The organism is Vibrio sp. SG41-7, from assembly GCF_014164465.1.
GTDB classification, from domain to species: domain Bacteria; phylum Pseudomonadota; class Gammaproteobacteria; order Enterobacterales; family Vibrionaceae; genus Vibrio; species Vibrio splendidus.
Window position 1 is genome coordinate 1 of record NZ_JACJFF010000064.1, and the last position, 16,520, is coordinate 16,520.

Genomic DNA, 16,520 nt, shown 5'->3' on the forward strand with positions numbered 1-16,520 from the left:
CAAGGAAGCCATAGACCAATTTTTTACTGTAACTCTTCCAGAGATTGCAGGTTCGTTGACGTCTCGAATCAATGACAATTTTCAGGTGTTTAAGCCTGCATCTTCAAGTTGATTGGGTATAGATACAGAATTAATTGGTGCATTTTCAGTATTTCTTGAAATTTTAATGATATCGCTACTCATCGGTATTATCCTTTTAATAAAATAGGCATACGTATTTATATTTAACAATCGTATTTGAAAGAATGATTAAAGTAGCGCTATATTAATTTAATTATTTTAATAGAAACGTGATAACAGTCAGGCTATCACTTAACCATAAATCAGGGAGTTACAGAATAATTAGTCACAACACGACTAATTATCCGCAATAATATGGCGAAACGAGTAATAAATTCTCTTTATCTTTTGATATATTCAAAAATCATGAATACTCACTCAGATAAAGAGATGGATAACTTTCTAAGTTTAGAAAAGATTTGATAGGTTGTTCACATTAAAAGTCCTAAAACCCTCTTACCAGCCTAATTATTGAGCTAACTATCTTATATACGTGCATAAACTCTTAGGTTGCTTAACTAATTATTTTAGAGGGCTGATATTATATAAACACATTAATAATATATTCGAAAATCTAATACCAGCAGACTAATATTACCTACCATTAGATACATTTGCTCATCTTGATTAACAAGGGGGTGATGTTCTCACAAGCTGTCCCTTTTCTAAGCCCGATCTCTCAACAACAGCCTGAGTAAATAGCTCATAGCTGAAACATGTTATGCATCAGACAAATAACTCTTATGTTTCAAGGTCATTATCCAACATATTCACGCCAAGATAATATGCACGCAACATGAAGATCACTTATCGCTTCATTACGTTTAAACCTATTTGTCGACCTCGAAGAGAGTTCAATATCAATGATTAAACCAATTTGTTTAATCAACTTGAGGATTAGAAAGTGAACAAAAGAACGAAACTGTTAGGTCTTAGCCTAGTTATGGGCTCCCTCTCTGCTATTGCTAGTGGTGGCTACGTCACAGACCCAACCACTCACATTTCATTCAATTACGACAACGTGACCCTTGAAGTTGCTCAGCAAGAACTTGCAACATGCCAAGGTGTTGCTGAGTCAACACTGACAGCACCCACAGAAACCAAGAAAGGAAGTGGCGTTAAAGGCGCAGCTAAAGGGGCGGCGGCTGGCGCTGCTGTTGGCGCTATCTCTGGTGGCTCTGGCTCTGACGCTGCCAAGACTGGCGCGGCGATTGGTGTGGTATCCGGTAGAGTTAGTGGCCGACGAGCAAGGGCTCAGGCCGAAGAAGATAACAAAGCCATGTATGCGACGGTGTTGAGAAACTGCATGATTGATAAGAAATACAACCCCCTGAACTAAGGAGATTCGGCAATGACAAAGCTCATTAAAACAAGAGTGTTAGCAGCTCTATTGGCAGGGTTTTCCGCTCCCTCTATGGCTGATATTGCGTTCGGCTTGGGGTATCAGGAGGGTGATAAGCTCTCATCTCAATACGTCGACCTGATGTTTCGTGGTGACCTATTTGAGATTGGCGGTGAGTACCAGAACAGAAAGCGTGATGACCAACTAGAAGACTACGACCAAGACGCGATCAGTGAAGGCATGGCGTTTTTAAAGGTAGGCGCAGGTTACAGCTTCCCGCTTAAACGCATCACGGTTCGCCCTTATTATAATTTCGGCATAGGTGGCGCTCAGCTCAGCGACGAGGTTGATGACGCGGCCAACCCTGACGCAACCTATTTCAACGCCCTCGGTGTATCGACTAAATGGAAGTTTGCAGAGCTAAAAATGGAATGGAGAAACTACCAAGTGGACAGCGGCGAGTCAGAGGGTGAGGATCTACCTTATGACATTGATGAGGATACGTTTAACGTGTCTATTGGCATGGCATTCTAGCGATTGATTTTATGGGGCTAAACAAACTCGTTAGAGCAGTGAAGCCTTCTACTTCCTCTCCCACCAATCAACAATATAAAGAACTAAACCGCTCTTGGAGTAGTATTGAAGTGGCGCTTAAATTCGCGACTGAATTGGGATGGGCTAGAATAGCCGACTCGGCGAGCAGCATCGCTGATGCGAAGGCCTTCTAGCTGAATCAGTTCTTTGGCTTTGTTGAGTCTTACCTTCTTCAAATATTGCAGTGGGGATTCAAACGTCACATTACGGAATGCATTGTGGAAGGCAGACACACTCATGTTTGCTTCGTCGGCAAGCGATTGAACAGTAATGGTTTGGTCATACTCTTCATGCACTTTAGACAGCGCTTTAGCGACACGTGCATAGTGTCCGTCATGATGAGCTAAATCAAACAGCACACGCCCTTCTGAACCTGTTAATGCGCGGTAGACAATCTCGCTGACCATGGCATCGCCCAATATGTTGGCTTCAATGTCACAATGTAGAGTTTTGACCAATCGAGTAAAGCTCTCCAGCATTTGCTCTTCCATTGGCGCCGATTCTAAGCCGCTCGAATTCTGCTTGTGCTTGTTGCAGTAGCTCTCTAGAAAGCCTTGGTCTTCCAGCTTTTTGACTAAGCTATGCAAGCGCTGAGAATCGATGCTTATCGACAAACCAAGCAATGGTTCGCCATTTACAGGCAAGGCTTCACACTCCAATGGCATTGGCACGCCTACCACAAGATAATCACCAGCAGCGTAAGTAACGGGTCTGTCGCCAATATAGATGTTCTTTTTGCCCTGCCCGAGCATGATAATACCCGACTGGTAAGTGAATGGCTGACGCTGATTCCCGCCACTGCTTCTATACAACCACACACCGCCAATTTCAGTTTCTCTGATCCCTTCGAGATCATCCCAACCTTTGTGTTCTACATAAGACTGTAACAACTGCGCGAGTGTTTTCATAAGTGGCGACTTTCCATTCCAAGTGCTAAGAGTAAGTAAGCTAAAGCAGAGAAAGAATATCAATTTTGTAGAAATAGGCAATTTATTTGGAGGATCAGCTCTTCATCACCCTAGATTACTGTACTAATATGCAAATATAGAAATTGAGCAATCAAATAAAATAACAAATTGAGCTTTACACAAGGAATCTCTAATGCAATTCACTTATGTTAACCCTACAGTTATCCACTTCGGCCAAGGCCAAATCAACGCTATCAGCCAAGCGGTTGATACTTCGAAGAAAGTACTAGTCATCTACGGTGGCGGTTCAATCAAAAGCAACGGTGTTTACGACCAAGTTGTCGCTTCTCTAAAGGATCACGCTTGGATTGAGTTCGCTGGTGTTGAAGCTAACCCAACGAAAGAGACGCTAGATAAAGCCGTCGCTCTTGTTAAAGAAGAAAACGTAGAGTTCATTATCGCTGTTGGCGGTGGTTCAGTAATCGACGGTTCTAAATACGTTGCGGCAGCGGCTAAATACGACGGCGACGGTTGGGATATCCTAGCGGGTAAACACCAAGTAACAGAAGCGACACCAATTGGTGCGGTACTGACACTTCCTGCGACAGGTTCTGAATCTAACATGGGTGCGGTAATCACTCGTAAAGAGACTCAAGAGAAACTGGCGTTCATGAACCCTGCAGTACAACCTAAGTTCGCGGTTATGGATCCAGATGTAATGAAGTCTCTACCTGAACGCCAACTGATCAACGGCTTAGTTGATGCGTGGGTTCACGTATGTGAGCAATACATCACAATGCCAACAGACGCAATGGTTCAAGACGGTTACGCAGAAACACTGCTTAAGAACCTACTTGTACTGGGTAAGCAATACGACGAGCGTGACAACGACGCTTGGCGTGCAAACCTAATGTGGACTGCAAACCAAGCGCTTAACGGCCTGATTGGTACTGGCGTTCCTCAAGATTGGGCAACACACATGATTGGCCATGAGTTCACTGCACTATGGCACGTAGACCACGCACGTTCTCTTGCGATTGTTCAACCTTCACTACTTCGTAATCAAATCGAAGCGAAGCGTGGCAAGCTAGAGCAAATGGGTCGCAACGTATTTGGCCTAGAAGCGGGTGCTGATTTAGCCGAGCGTACAATCGCGGCAATCGAAGCCTTCTACCACAGCCTAAACGTTCCAACCATGTTCGACGGTTACGAAGCAACGAAAGCGGCAGCAATCGACAACGTTGTTGCTCAACTTGAATCACACGGTTACCTGCAACTTGGCGAAAACCAAGCAATCACGCCAGAGAAAACGCGTGAGATTTTAGAGTCTGCGATTCACTAAGAATTGCTAAAGTAGAGAGAAAGCAAAGACAATGCTCACACAAAGATGATTTTTTACATCTGATTGAACCCATTACTTATTTCTTTCGTACAAACAAAGCAGCGTTCATTTTGGGCGCTGCTTTTTAATTTGCCCTACAAGATGCTATTAAATTCTCATAAGTCCTTAATTTTATGTGCATTCAGATTTCTATATTGGTAAGGTAAACCTGTCTCTTTACTAGGTATGAACAACGATTTGAACAATCTCAAGGAAATGGTTAAGTTTAAGTCACTTAACAAGTGGTATGGTGATTTTCATGCCCTAAAGGATATCGATTTAAATATTGAACAAGGAGAGATAGTGGTGATTTGCGGGCCATCAGGTTCGGGTAAATCAACCTTAATCCGTTGTATCAATCAGCTAGAACCTTTCGAAAGTGGCGAGCTTTGCGTGTTAGAACAAGTGCTTCCGAGTAAATTCAACACACCTGGCCAAGTCGGAATGGTGTTTCAGCATTTTCATTTATTCCCCCATCTTACCGTGCTCGAAAACCTAACTCTGTCGCCGATTCGTACGCTTAAAAAAAGCAAACGAGAAGCTGAGAAGATTGCAATGCACTATCTCGAGCGCGTACACATCGCTGAACAAGCCAACAAATACCCAGTACAACTTTCTGGCGGTCAGCAACAACGTGTAGCTATCGCCCGTTCGCTGTGCATGAAGCCTGAATTACTGCTTTTTGATGAACCGACTTCAGCGCTTGATCCGGAGATGATCAACGAAGTGCTCGATGTGATGGTTGAACTGGCGAGCGAAGGTATCACCATGGTGTGTGTGACCCATGAAATGGGCTTTGCGAAACAAGTGGCCGACCGCGTTATCTTCATGGATGAAGGACAAATTGTGGAATCGAATACGCCACAAGCGCTTTTTGAAAACCCGCAACATGAACGTACTCAAGCGTTCCTAAATCAGATCCTGACTTATTGATGTTGATTCGAATTATTAAACCCGCCCTATCCGCTTTGGTACAAATTATTGTGCTCGTGGCTGCGGTTGTCTGGATCCTTGATTCTGGCGCACAAACCATGGGATACACCTGGCAATGGGAGCGCGTGCCGGACTATATTGCTTTCTATGAAGATGGTGAATGGTGGCCAGCAGAGTTGGTTGAAGGGCTACTGGTTACCATCAATATCTCTTTGATTTCGCTGGTCGCTACGTTGATCATCGGTTTGACGACAGCGCTATTGAGAAACTCAAACTCTGTAGTTGGACGCACCTTAGCCACCACCTATGTTGAGTTGATTCGTAACACGCCGTTATTGGTACAGATTTATTTGCTCTATTTTGTATTTGGCCCCGTATTAGGGCTGGATCGATTTAGCACTGCCGTTTTAGCCTTGGCACTTTTCCAAGGAGCTTACACCGCCGAGATATTCCGTGCCGGTTTAAATGGTATTGCGAGAGGACAATTTGAAGCAGCTCAATCCTTGGGCTTATCAAAGACCTATACTTACTGGGATGTGATTCTTCCTCAGGTGGTGCAACGCACCTTGCCACCTTTGACTAATGAAGTGATCTCTCTTATTAAAAACTCTTCGATTGTGAGTGTCATGGCTATTTTCGACCTGACAACCGAAGCCAGAAACATCGTTTCTGAAACCGCGATGCCATTCGAGATTTGGTTCTCTGTGGCGATCATTTATCTTGCTCTTACACTTTCACTTTCTGCCGTTGCTGCTTGGCTTGAGCATAAGCTCGGAGCTAACTGGCGAACACAATAAGGATTTATCAGCATGAAGCTATTTAAAACCGCGATTACAGCCCTACTTGCGCTTGCCGTAAGTTTGCCTGCACTTGCTTCTGAAACGCCTAACCTCGATAAAATCAACGAACGTGGCTCACTGCGCGTTGGTATGTCGACATTTGTTCCTTGGGCAATGCGTAACAAACAAGGCGATCTCGTTGGCTTCGAAATCGACGTGGCGAAACGCCTTGCCGAAGATTCAGGTTGGAAAGTCGAATTTGTACCTACGGCATGGGATGGCATTATCCCTTCTCTATTATCGAAGAAGTTTGATGTGATCATCGGTGGTATGTCTATCACTGAAGCGCGAGCTAAAAGCGTACTGTTCACTGAACCTTACTCGCACTCTGGTGTTCAATTGGCTGCTAATAAAGAGCTAGCGGAAGGTTTTACTCAGATCTCTGATTTTGATTCTCGCCGCGTAAAAATTGCAGCACGTCGTGGAGCATTCACGGTTCAAGTCGCTCGTGAAACCTTCCCTAAAGCGAAAGTTCTGCAGTTCGATGACGATGCTCAAGCATTCCAAGAAGTATTGAACGGTAACGCACACGCGGTTATCGCGTCTAGCCCGAAACCAGAACACGAAACGATCAAAAACGCAGACACGCTATTTATTCCATTTGAAGAGCGTCTATCAAAAGGTAACGAAGCATTTGCAGTTCGCCTAGGTGAAACTGACAAGGCAGAATTCTTCAACGAATGGATCAAAGCACGTACTGAAGATGGTTGGTTGAAAGAGCGTTACGAGTACTGGTTCTCTACTCTAGATTGGCAAGACCAGATTGCTCAAGGTCAGTAATCAGAACTTTTGCTAGTGAATCTAGGCAGTGCGTTGTCTGCACTGCCTTCTCATCGGCAACTTGATTCGCTTTATTGATGATCTAAAACTCAACAAAACAGCCTACTAATTATTATTGTTTAAACAGGAATGACGTGAGTAGTACTAGCGCATTGACAACACCTAAGCCCAACGTTCATATGAAGCCTTGGTATCAACGCCTTAACCTTTTGGATGGCGTGTTACTCGCTGTCATGTGTGTGTTTGCCGGCTGGCTTTATTATCGCTCTGCTGTTGGTATTAACTACCAATGGCGCTGGGAAGATGCGTTTACACTAATTTTTATTCCGCCTTCTCAAGGCAGTATTCCCTATTTTTTCCAAGGCTTGATCGCAACGCTGCGCTTAAGTTTATGGAGTATGGTGTTAGCACTCTCTTTTGGCACATTGTTAGGTGTGGCAAGACACTCAAAGATCGCTTTCTTCAAAACACCGGCACTGATTTTCATTCAGTTGGTTCGTAATATTCCGCCGCTGGTGTTTGTCTTTATCTTTTACTTCTTTGTTTCTAACCAGCTGATCCCATTGCTTGGTTTAGAAAGCATTTTACGTGAACACAACGGCGAGATTAATGCTGTTCAAGATTTCCTGTTCGGTCCAGCTAACCTTTGGGAAAACTTGGCGTCTGGTGTTATCTGTATTGGCTTGCTCTCTTCTGCTTATATTGCTGAAGTAATTAGAGCTGGCTTAGAAGGTATTCCTAAAGGCCAATGGGAAGCGGCCGATTCACTCGGTCTGTCTGCATTGTCTAAGTATCGATTTGTAGTCGGCCCGCAAGTATTAACGGCCATTACACCGCCATTGGCTGGCCAAGCAATATCTTTGGTTAAAGACACGTCGATTGTGTCTCTGATTTCTATCCAAGAGATGACATTTGTTGGTACTGAGATGGCAAACTCTTCAGGTTTGATCTTTGAGATCTGGCTCATTGTTGGCTTCGTATATTTTGCTTTGTGCTTTGCGCTTTCACGTCTTTTCAAAGTGATTGAGCAGCGCTCTAGTGCCTATCTCAACCATCAATAACACCACCAATCAAAAATACGAATTCACCAGACTATTCATCGCCCTTATCAATTTCACCTGATTGGTTTAAGCTATTGACCAATCAGGATTTATCCCTTCATATTTCTTCTTAGAAACACAGCAAAATGCTCGCCTAATAACTATACTTAACGTATCTAACTACGTTGATTCTTCTCAAGGACATCACTCAACATGGACAATCATAAAGAAAGAGCTTTTTACGCCGTTGTTGGCGCATTGGTTGGAGACGCCGCTTCAATGGGGCTACATTGGCTGTATGACCAAGAGAGGATCTTACACGTGGCTGGTTTTGAGCCTGAATTTCGCTCACCGAATCGGTTCGATTATCAAGATAAAGGCTACTTTGCGCACCAAGGTAAAACCGCAGGCGAGCAATCGCAATATGGTGCTCAGTTATTGGCGATGGTCGACAGCTTAGTCGACAACCAAAAATACGATGAAGCGAACTATATTCAACATTTCCGCTTCTGGTTTGATTTTGGCGGCAGTTGGCAAGGCTACATTGATAAAGCGACGCGCATGAGCTTGCTGAACATCCATCAATTAGAACTAGAGGACGCCCCGATTACTGCCTGTGGCGCAGACGATACACAACTTCCCGCAGTCTCAAAGATTATCCCATTGGTGGCGTGTACTTACACCTCTCACACTTTGCCAGCCATGGTAGAGAGTGCGGTGCGAGTCACTAACAATAACGACAAAGCAGTAGAGTGGGCGCAAGCCATCACCCTATTGGTTCAAGCGGCAATTCAAGGCAACTCGCCACTACAATCGGTAGAAATGGTGCGACAAACTTGCAGCAGATTTATACACGATCAAATCGATGAAGCATTGGCTGAACCTGAGCTTTCGATTACAGATGCCGCGAAGAAGTTCGGATTGCATTGTGAACTGAGTGCCGCATTTCCCTTGCTGATTCGCATCATTGCGGGTGCTCAGAGCTATAAACAAGGTATTCGAGACAATATCTTATGTGGCGGTGACAGCTGCGGGCGTGCGATTGTTATTGGCGCGGTATTAGCAGCGTGTTTCTACGAAGAAGATGGTGGAATTCCAACCGAATGGCTAAAACAAGTCGAACTCAATGGCGGTGTGCTGTCTTTGCCTATTGAATGACTCCCACAATAACGAACAAGGCAAAAGCGCCTTTCTTGCTCAAGAGCTCGAAAGGCGCTTTTCTTTTCCCTATTCACTTAAAGTAGTCACTAAAAGTAATCACTAAAAGTAATCACTAAAAAAGAATGACTTAAATGAATGCTTTACACGACCGACTTAAGAAATAGCTTCAGTTTTGGGCAATAGCCTTCCGGATCCCTACGACCGTGAGTTTATTGCTCTAATCAAATCTAAGAATTAGAGCCTTTTCTAGAACTGGTACGCGGCAGAAAGCTTGTAGTTACGGCCCGGTTCATAGTCATCCAAGGTAAAGCCTCTTGCTGTACCCGAACGAGAAGCGTGTGAGGTGTATTGCTCATCAAACACGTTATCGATACCAAAGGTGACAGACAATCCATCCACATTTGATGGCACCCACTGAGCATACAGGTTATGAACGTCATAGCTTTCTTTGATCGGCTGACCATCGAATACATTGTCTTCGTCTTTAACAAACATTGAATTCCAACCAAAAATCGTTTCCAACGCTTCAGATTGATAGTCCAGTGTTAACGTGATGCTGTCGCCCATATCAATACTGCGTCCATTGCCACCCGCGACAGCGCCGCCTGTGTCTTTGTTTTTAGTATCTGAACGAGCATAAGAAAGCTTGCTGTTAAACATCTCGTAACCATAAGACAAGCTCGCCTCAAAACCCTTTATCTCGACATCACCTAAGTTGTAAATCAAGTAACTCTGGTTTGCGGGCTGATACTCTTCGGCAATGTAATCATCGATATTGGTTTGGAATACAGTTAGGTTTGCGCCAATAAAGTGATTATCTAAACGTTTATCGAAGCGCACACCACCTTGGGTGTTCTGCCCTGTTTCAGCCTTAATGTCGTCAGCTAAGAACGCTGCGTCTTGGTAAGCAATAAAGGTCTCCATCAACTCGGGTCCTTTGAACAACGAACGGGTGCTCGCGAACAGCGTCCAATCTTGGGTCACGTCCCATTGCGTTGCCAATGACCATGTTACGTCGTCAAAGTCATCGTTTCCTGTTTCGGCTTTACGCTGGTAATCATCAAAACGAACACCTGCAGTGATCGAAAAGGCTTGAGTAAAGTAGAACTGGTCTTCAACAAAAAGTGCGGTAGAAATTGCTGACTCATCCATAAACTTACTGCTGCCGTAATAGCTGCTCGATGACTTGTCCATGTAGTCAAAGCCATAAGTCGCGATATTATCAAACGACATCAAGCGATAGTCCGATTGGAACTTAGCATTCAGGCCAAAGTTTTGGTTTTTCGCCGTATTGTTAGATAAGCGGTTCGATGGCCAACGCGGTGCCATAACACTTTCATCACGCTGAATCTCGGTCTCTGTGTTGTACAGAGTGACGTTACCTTGATGACTTTCGCCACGTAGCTCATAACTTGCCGTAATAGTGTCACGGTCATAATCAGTTGGAATCAGGATGTCGCTAGACAAGCCTTCATTCGCACCACCTGACATATCTGGACGCGGGCTGTAATCACCACTATCGCGATACAGATCATAAGAGAGTTCAAAGCGGTGTAACTCACTTGGCTCAAAACCAATCTTACCGAGAATGTTGTAAACATCGCCTTCTGATCCAAAGGTTTCATTGCCGGCGCCGTCTTCGAAGTTATCACGACTCATGTAATGACTGTAAAGCATGGCATCGACGTTATCTGACAACAAACCATACACAGTGAGTGAACCTTGCTGGCTTGCGTTGGTTGCGTAACCGCCATAAACACGAGCGCCAAAACTCTCGTCGTAACGAAGCAGGTCTTTGGCATCTTTGGTTTCAAACAGTACTGAGCCACCTAACCCACTTTGCGTCACCGAGTTATTACCCACTTGAATATCCGCCGACTTCAATATGTCTGGGTTTAGGGTTAAGTTACCGATATGGTGAAACATATTTGCGTGTTGAGAAGCACCATCCAGTCGAATATCTAAGTCAGTTTCACTCAAGCCACGAATAGTAATTCGTTGGTTGACCGAGTGCGTTCCCCCAACATCAACACCAGGGATTTCACGCAGCAGATCTGACATATGGTCAGCTTGCTTGAGTGACATGTCATCGGCAATGATCGATTCAGTGTTGCTTGATACTCTCGTTCCCCACACCACGACTTCATCAAAGTGCGATGTGTTCTCTTCTGCAGTTACAGGGCTGCTAAACGCGCTGGCAATAGCAATACAGAGGGCTGAAAGCTTGATTGTTGAGCTGACGGGGCTTTCCATAAATTCAATCCTAGATGTAAATGATAATAATTCGCAAATATGATAGAGTTGTAATTTATAAATGCACAGATGATTTGCTTATGCAAAAACGCACAGATGTTATGAGGAACGGTCAAATGGGTGAAGTAACATCAAAGCAGACTAAACTTGCCGAAACGGCTGTGGCAAAAGCAAATGTAATAGCCAAAAAATCGACATTAACTAAGAAAATAGCCCTGACCAAAAAACTAGAACAGACGGAAAAGCAGATCATCGTGACGCAAGGCCAAACCAAGCAAACGTCACTTGCTGAGGGGAAATTCCTTTCTTACCAATACAATGACCAGATTTTTGTACATGGCGGTCGTTGTGTTGAATTGGTCGACAGCAACATCGTATCGACCGCCCACTCCGCCATCCTGATTACGATTCTTCTTGAGGGAAAGCTCACCTTTGGTTACGACGATCTCGAGTTCGATCTCGATGCCAGTACAGGGCCACAAGGTGTGGTGGTGAACCTTGCCAAGCCTGCCAACTTTAGGCGCTCTTTAATCCAAGGTAATAAGATAAATAAGATCAACATCTTGGTTAAACCGCAATGGGTCGAGCCTCGTTTAAGTGACCACTGTTCTAGCAAATCATTCCTCGATTCACATAAGGCGTTTTACAACGTAAAGATTAACGCTGACATCATTCAACTCACGAACGCACTTACCAGCCAAGCGACACCAACCAACTTCCAAGACAAGCTTGTCGTAGAGACGCTGACCCAGCAGTTACTTGCTCAAACCCTGTCGCAGATGCCGATTCAATGTTGTCAGCAGTGTACTTCCGACAATGACCTCACAAATACCGACAGTAGTGACCAAAGCATCGCTTTACACAATGCAAACTTGGGCGAAAACATCGATAAAGCGAGTACACCAAAGGCTTTCGATGCCAAAATAGAAGACATCATCAGCTACATTGAAATCAACCTAGATCAACAACTCAGCCTTGAAAGCATCGCGAGTAAGTTCTCGATGAGCATTTCCAATCTTCAGCGTCGATTTAAGCAATCTTACAACCTGACTATTAACGGCTATATCCGCTACCGACGTCTGGATATCGCGCGCCAACACTTAGAGCGTGGCTTGGTTTCAATAACCGAAGCGGCCTATGAAGCGGGTTATCAGCACCCTTCTAACTTCACCAGCGCCTTTAAGAAAACTTTTGGCGTTCCGCCCCATGAACTTGCCAAAAACTTTGTATCCAAAACGAACTAGAGTCTGACGTAAGACAAGCCAACTTCTAGGTCGGAGGCTATCGTTTCTATAAGGTTGGAACACACTGCGATAACTCATTCTTCAGCCAAACCACAAACGGACTTTCTGGCTCATCACAGTTGTCATCTTGTGTGAGCAATATGTACTGATGACCGGAAGGTACAAAGCCAAACGGTGCGATTAAGTTGCCTCTGTTCAAATCATCAACCACTAATGGATAAGAACCAAGAGCTGCTCCTAGCCCATCAACGGCCGCTTGAAAGCAAAAATAGAAGTGTGCAAATGTCTGGCTTGAAATAGCTTGCGACACCATTCGGCTATCAAATTCACTATCTTTGGTGATGGATGCCCAGTGGCTCCAAGCGTTTAGTCGCGTGCTGCTGTGCAATAATTTTACATCGGCTAGCTTGTCTTTGACCTGTTGCCAATAATCAGGCGAGAACACAGGGCCAACCCATTCTTCGACTAACGAAATCTGTTTGTAGTGCTCGGTTACGTTGAAGTCGTCTCGGCGAATTGCCATATCTAATCCAGTTGCGCCTAATGTCACAGGCCCACCTGCGGTAGACAAGCGAACATCAATTCCGGATTCGTTATAGAAATCACCGAGTCGAGGCATTAACCAACGCATGGTCAATGTGGGTTCGCATGAAACTTCCAACGCTTGATGATTGAGCTGATTAAGCTTATGGACTCCAGTTTCCAAGGCTTGGAACGCTTGTTCTGTGTAACCTTTGAGTAATTCCCCTTCTTTGGTGAGACACACATTCCTGCCCTGTTTGTAGAACAAAACTTGGGATAAGTGATTTTCCAATACCTTGATCTGCTTACTCACTGCGCCATGTGTGATATTGAGTTTATCCGCCGCTTCACTGTAACTGCTCGAATACGCTGCTACGTGGAAAATATGGAATGCTTTCAAATGTCTCATGTGTGATTTTTTCTCACAGATAGGTGGAATTCATTTCGATTATAGGCAGCAATAAAAAACCATACAATGCTGGCTCATCAAATATAAAGAGTTGGAGTCATTATGGAGTGGTTAAGCCTAGCAGTATTGGGACTATTGATTGTTATTAGTCCGGGAGCTGATTTCGTTTTAGTTTTGAAAAACAGTGTCAATCAAGGAAGACAAGCAGGGATTTGGACTGCAATAGGTGTGAGTTTAGCCATTTGTGTTCACATCAGTCACTCAATGCTTGGGATCAGTTACTTAATCTCACAGAATGAGCAGCTGTTTGATATGATCAGGTACGCAGGCGCAGCCTACCTTATTTATCTAGGGCTAAAAGGTATCTTGAGTGCGGACAACAAGCTTGCACCTATGGAAGATGCAAAGCAAAGCACCAGTGTTTGGCGCTATTTAGCCCAAGGCTTTTTATGTAACGTGCTCAACCCAAAAACCATGTTGTTCTTCTTGAGCATCTTCAGCCAAGTCATCTCACCTGATGCAGAAAACCAGCATGTCGCACTCGGCTATGGGCTTTATATGATCGTTCTTCACGGCTTATGGTTTGGAATTGTCGCTATGCTGTTTACTTCGAGTACATTGCAAAAGCATCTATTGAGAGCCAAGAAAAGGCTCAATCAAGCGTGTGGGGTTGGATTGGTATCTTTTGGCTTAGCGCTAGCATTAAAATAACCCGATGGGTCACAGTATCTATGGCAGCAATAAAAGCTGCCATAGTGATGAACTTATTTAGCCTTCAAAGCCACCCACTTCCCATTTATTACTCACTTCGTTCGTTAGTAGATTCTGGAAATGCACAACATCTTGCGATTGCCAAATACCAACGTTTAAAGCAAAAGACCGATCTTCATCTTGAGTCGCTTGAATGAAGTTTGAAGACATCGTTATTGTGTTCGCCTTGATGGTATGTTCAGTTTCTAGGTCAAGACTGAGATACGACCTGCCATCGTTAGCAACAAGGCCACGACGCATATTGCATCGAAACTGAGTTAATACATAGTCGCCCGGTTTGATACCATCAAACAGTGCGTACTTCGTGTCTTCATACACAAATACACGTAAGGTTTGTGGTTCAGAGTCAACTAATTTACCATCAACTTTTTCTTGTATGTCAAACGAAAATGTTTCGCATGGGTAACTTGAGTCGTACTTAGAGATGTTGGTCGCAATAGCTAACGCCCCGTTACCTTGAGGTTCTGACAATGTGTCCGTAGCCGAATTAGGAATACTTTTGCACCCTGAGATACTCGCAGCCGCAGATAACGCAACAATCAGAAACTTATTCATATAAAGCCTTTATTCTTATCAATATAATTATTCGGCGACCCTATCATTAAAAAACCGGACCGAAAACACAGATTGATAAAATATTGATGTGGTTGGCATTATTTTATAATTCAACTGACAATTCTCTTATTTACACGACCTCTGTTGGCAGATTATGGCAACTATCTGATAGAGATACAGGCTAAAAGGAATGAGTTCATCTCTATTATTACTAACTATTTGCGACACATATAGACAAACTGATCGTTTTGCGAGGTGATTTCAAAGCCAAACCTCAAGTACAACTCCCCAACTCGATTTCCTTGCAGGTAACAAAGTTCGACGGGTTTATTCAGGCTGTCAGCCTTAGTTAAACAATCTTTCAATACTTGGCTACCAATGCCCTTCCCATGATACTCAGGTAGTAAGAAGAATCGGCAAAAATAGAAGTGATCGCCCTTGTCTTGCAACAACACACTACCAATCGCTTTATCTTGATATTCAATGATTTCAGGGCGTTCTTCTGCCCATTCTTCGGCGTGTATATCTCGTTGAATTTGTTCATCCCAGCCAAATACGGCTTTGATAGGTTCAAACTCAGCGGCCTTCTTAAGCTCAAACAGAAATTCATAATCTGATAACTGAGCATGTCTTGTTGAATACTTCAAAATACCTCCAACAATAATTGGCTATGGTTTCATTTTCGTTTAAGCCGGAACTCGACAACCCCGATAAAACTAAATGCCACGCTTAAATGTTCATTTTGGTTCTAGTTGGTAACGTAAGACTTCGTGTTTATCTTGCTCCGAGTAAAAGGTATTCAGGAATTGTCCACCGCACTTCTCAATGACCTTTTGCGAAGCAATATTGCCCCTCTCACACGTAATAATAGCGCTTTCGGGCAATACGTGCCGTTGAACCCAAGACAACATATGACTTGCGATACCCCGTCCTCTGGTTTGCGGCAGGGTCTCATACCCGATATGTCCAATGACATCGTGAATGTACGGACTGGTGCCATGACGAACTCTTATCACTCCAAGAATGCGTCCAGACTCGAAACAAAAATAAGTAGAAGCAGGCGTCCACCCTTCTGGCAAGCCCTCACCTTTTGAATAAGCAATTCGTTTTTCCAAATAGGCATCACTGCCATCAGAAATGCCCGTGTAAATATCTAACCCATCTTCAACACAGGCGTTCACATAGTGATGAAAGGCAGTTGAGTGCGAAAGAGCAGCTTTAACCATGTCCATATAATGTTGATTCTCCAACGGCTTCTACGCTATTTAATTCAGGAGAAACTCGCAATTTTGACCTATTATCGACTATTGCTTCTTAACGTACTTCGCGGTAACGAGCATTTCACCGCCACCATCCAGCTTGCAATCTAGCTGATGATCTTTGCCTTCATTGATTCGTCTGATTACGGCTTTAGTACCGATTTTCAATACAGAAGAACTGCCTTTAATTTTTAGATCTTTAATGAAGGTAACTTTGTCGCCGCTTTCCAATACAACACCATTCACGTCCTTAACACGCGCGGCTTCTCTTTCTAAACGCTCTTCTTCTGGATTCCATTCATAGGCACACTCAGGGCAGATTAGGTTGTTTTGGTCTGGGTAGACATATTCAGATTGGCATTGCGGACAAGGAGGTAGAGACATACGTTAATACTTCATTTAAATAGAATTTGTTCCATTTTAATGGCTCTTGTCAGGCTTAGCGAGCATAAATCTAACAAGTTTTACA

The 16,520-nt window shown here is 43.9% G+C and carries 17 protein-coding genes and 1 pseudogene; 11 read left to right on the top strand and 7 right to left on the bottom strand.

Annotated features, from left to right (window positions below; all coding sequences use genetic code 11):
* The 3 genes and pseudogenes from H5300_RS16520 to H5300_RS16530 all read left to right on the top strand — a co-directional run.
* Positions 1-112: pseudogene (locus tag H5300_RS16520) on the top strand (IS630 family transposase); the annotation flags it as partial.
* Positions 113-964: 852 nt separating this feature from the next.
* Positions 965-1,399 (top strand): hypothetical protein, encoded by a 435-nt coding sequence (locus H5300_RS16525; RefSeq protein ID WP_182796455.1) that lies wholly within the window; start codon positions 965-967, stop codon positions 1,397-1,399.
* Positions 1,400-1,411: 12 nt separating this feature from the next.
* Positions 1,412-1,936: a hypothetical protein gene (locus tag H5300_RS16530; RefSeq protein ID WP_086774131.1), complete on the top strand. Its 525-nt coding sequence runs from the start codon at positions 1,412-1,414 to the stop codon at positions 1,934-1,936.
* Between the two features lie 83 nt (positions 1,937-2,019).
* Here H5300_RS16530 and H5300_RS16535 read toward each other — a convergent pair whose 3' ends face one another.
* Positions 2,020-2,904, bottom strand: coding sequence for an AraC family transcriptional regulator (locus tag H5300_RS16535; protein WP_004731459.1), 885 nt, complete (start codon positions 2,902-2,904; stop codon positions 2,020-2,022).
* A gap of 193 nt (positions 2,905-3,097) precedes the next feature.
* Between H5300_RS16535 and H5300_RS16540 the strand changes: the two genes are divergently transcribed.
* From H5300_RS16540 to H5300_RS16565, 6 genes are all read left to right on the top strand, one after another.
* The gene (locus H5300_RS16540) at positions 3,098-4,246 is read left to right on the top strand and encodes an iron-containing alcohol dehydrogenase (RefSeq protein WP_182796456.1); all 1,149 of its coding nucleotides are present in this window, start codon (positions 3,098-3,100) and stop codon (positions 4,244-4,246) included.
* Positions 4,247-4,471: 225 nt separating this feature from the next.
* Positions 4,472-5,218: an amino acid ABC transporter ATP-binding protein gene (locus H5300_RS16545; RefSeq protein WP_017078274.1), complete on the top strand. Its 747-nt coding sequence runs from the start codon at positions 4,472-4,474 to the stop codon at positions 5,216-5,218.
* Entirely contained in the window at positions 5,218-6,015 is a 798-nt protein-coding gene (locus H5300_RS16550) for an amino acid ABC transporter permease (RefSeq protein WP_102487303.1), read from the top strand. The genes H5300_RS16545 and H5300_RS16550 overlap by 1 nt, the downstream gene beginning before the upstream one ends.
* Positions 6,016-6,027: 12 nt before the next feature.
* On the top strand, positions 6,028-6,837 hold the full coding sequence (locus H5300_RS16555; protein WP_012600468.1) for a transporter substrate-binding domain-containing protein: 810 nt from the start codon (positions 6,028-6,030) through the stop codon (positions 6,835-6,837).
* Positions 6,838-6,971: 134 nt separating this feature from the next.
* Complete coding sequence (locus tag H5300_RS16560) at positions 6,972-7,898, top strand: amino acid ABC transporter permease (protein WP_017081503.1); 927 nt, start codon at positions 6,972-6,974, stop codon at positions 7,896-7,898.
* 192 nt (positions 7,899-8,090) lie between these two features.
* Positions 8,091-9,035: an ADP-ribosylglycohydrolase family protein gene (locus H5300_RS16565; protein WP_108109530.1), complete on the top strand. Its 945-nt coding sequence runs from the start codon at positions 8,091-8,093 to the stop codon at positions 9,033-9,035.
* Positions 9,036-9,284: 249 nt separating this feature from the next.
* Here H5300_RS16565 and H5300_RS16570 read toward each other — a convergent pair whose 3' ends face one another.
* Positions 9,285-11,291, bottom strand: coding sequence for a TonB-dependent siderophore receptor (locus tag H5300_RS16570; RefSeq protein WP_102576006.1), 2,007 nt, complete (start codon positions 11,289-11,291; stop codon positions 9,285-9,287).
* A gap of 20 nt (positions 11,292-11,311) precedes the next feature.
* On the opposite strand from H5300_RS16570, the gene H5300_RS16575 reads away from it, so the two are divergent.
* Positions 11,312-12,535, top strand: coding sequence for an AraC family transcriptional regulator (locus H5300_RS16575; protein ID WP_182796457.1), 1,224 nt, complete (start codon positions 11,312-11,314; stop codon positions 12,533-12,535).
* Positions 12,536-12,581: 46 nt separating this feature from the next.
* Here H5300_RS16575 and H5300_RS16580 read toward each other — a convergent pair whose 3' ends face one another.
* Positions 12,582-13,466: a LysR family transcriptional regulator gene (locus H5300_RS16580; protein WP_182796458.1), complete on the bottom strand. Its 885-nt coding sequence runs from the start codon at positions 13,464-13,466 to the stop codon at positions 12,582-12,584.
* 102 nt (positions 13,467-13,568) lie between these two features.
* Between H5300_RS16580 and H5300_RS16585 the strand changes: the two genes are divergently transcribed.
* Entirely contained in the window at positions 13,569-14,177 is a 609-nt protein-coding gene (locus H5300_RS16585) for a LysE family translocator (RefSeq protein WP_182796459.1), read from the top strand.
* Positions 14,178-14,234: 57 nt separating this feature from the next.
* Here H5300_RS16585 and H5300_RS16590 read toward each other — a convergent pair whose 3' ends face one another.
* From H5300_RS16590 to H5300_RS16605, 4 genes are all read right to left on the bottom strand, one after another.
* Complete coding sequence (locus tag H5300_RS16590) at positions 14,235-14,792, bottom strand: hypothetical protein (RefSeq protein WP_017082056.1); 558 nt, start codon at positions 14,790-14,792, stop codon at positions 14,235-14,237.
* 215 nt (positions 14,793-15,007) lie between these two features.
* Complete coding sequence (locus H5300_RS16595) at positions 15,008-15,439, bottom strand: GNAT family N-acetyltransferase (protein WP_017082055.1); 432 nt, start codon at positions 15,437-15,439, stop codon at positions 15,008-15,010.
* A 90-nt stretch (positions 15,440-15,529) separates the two neighbouring features.
* Positions 15,530-16,024 (bottom strand): GNAT family N-acetyltransferase, encoded by a 495-nt coding sequence (locus H5300_RS16600; protein ID WP_017082054.1) that lies wholly within the window; start codon positions 16,022-16,024, stop codon positions 15,530-15,532.
* Between the two features lie 72 nt (positions 16,025-16,096).
* Entirely contained in the window at positions 16,097-16,435 is a 339-nt protein-coding gene (locus tag H5300_RS16605) for a zinc ribbon domain-containing protein YjdM (RefSeq protein ID WP_004731484.1), read from the bottom strand.
* Between the last annotated feature and the right edge of the window lie 85 nt (positions 16,436-16,520).

Coding starts and splice junctions, on each gene's coding strand:
- H5300_RS16535 (WP_004731459.1), bottom strand. CDS start 2,904: ATGAAAACACTCGCGCAGTTGTTACAGTCTTATGTAGAACACAAAGGT.
- H5300_RS16580 (WP_182796458.1), bottom strand. CDS start 13,466: ATGAGACATTTGAAAGCATTCCATATTTTCCACGTAGCAGCGTATTCG.
- H5300_RS16585 (WP_182796459.1), top strand. CDS start 13,569: ATGGAGTGGTTAAGCCTAGCAGTATTGGGACTATTGATTGTTATTAGT.
- H5300_RS16590 (WP_017082056.1), bottom strand. CDS start 14,792: ATGAATAAGTTTCTGATTGTTGCGTTATCTGCGGCTGCGAGTATCTCA.
- H5300_RS16605 (WP_004731484.1), bottom strand. CDS start 16,435: ATGTCTCTACCTCCTTGTCCGCAATGCCAATCTGAATATGTCTACCCA.
- H5300_RS16545 (WP_017078274.1), top strand. CDS start 4,472: ATGAACAACGATTTGAACAATCTCAAGGAAATGGTTAAGTTTAAGTCA.
- H5300_RS16575 (WP_182796457.1), top strand. CDS start 11,312: ATGATAATAATTCGCAAATATGATAGAGTTGTAATTTATAAATGCACA.
- H5300_RS16540 (WP_182796456.1), top strand. CDS start 3,098: ATGCAATTCACTTATGTTAACCCTACAGTTATCCACTTCGGCCAAGGC.
- H5300_RS16570 (WP_102576006.1), bottom strand. CDS start 11,291: ATGGAAAGCCCCGTCAGCTCAACAATCAAGCTTTCAGCCCTCTGTATT.
- H5300_RS16600 (WP_017082054.1), bottom strand. CDS start 16,024: ATGGACATGGTTAAAGCTGCTCTTTCGCACTCAACTGCCTTTCATCAC.
- H5300_RS16550 (WP_102487303.1), top strand. CDS start 5,218: ATGTTGATTCGAATTATTAAACCCGCCCTATCCGCTTTGGTACAAATT.
- H5300_RS16565 (WP_108109530.1), top strand. CDS start 8,091: ATGGACAATCATAAAGAAAGAGCTTTTTACGCCGTTGTTGGCGCATTG.
- H5300_RS16555 (WP_012600468.1), top strand. CDS start 6,028: ATGAAGCTATTTAAAACCGCGATTACAGCCCTACTTGCGCTTGCCGTA.
- H5300_RS16530 (WP_086774131.1), top strand. CDS start 1,412: ATGACAAAGCTCATTAAAACAAGAGTGTTAGCAGCTCTATTGGCAGGG.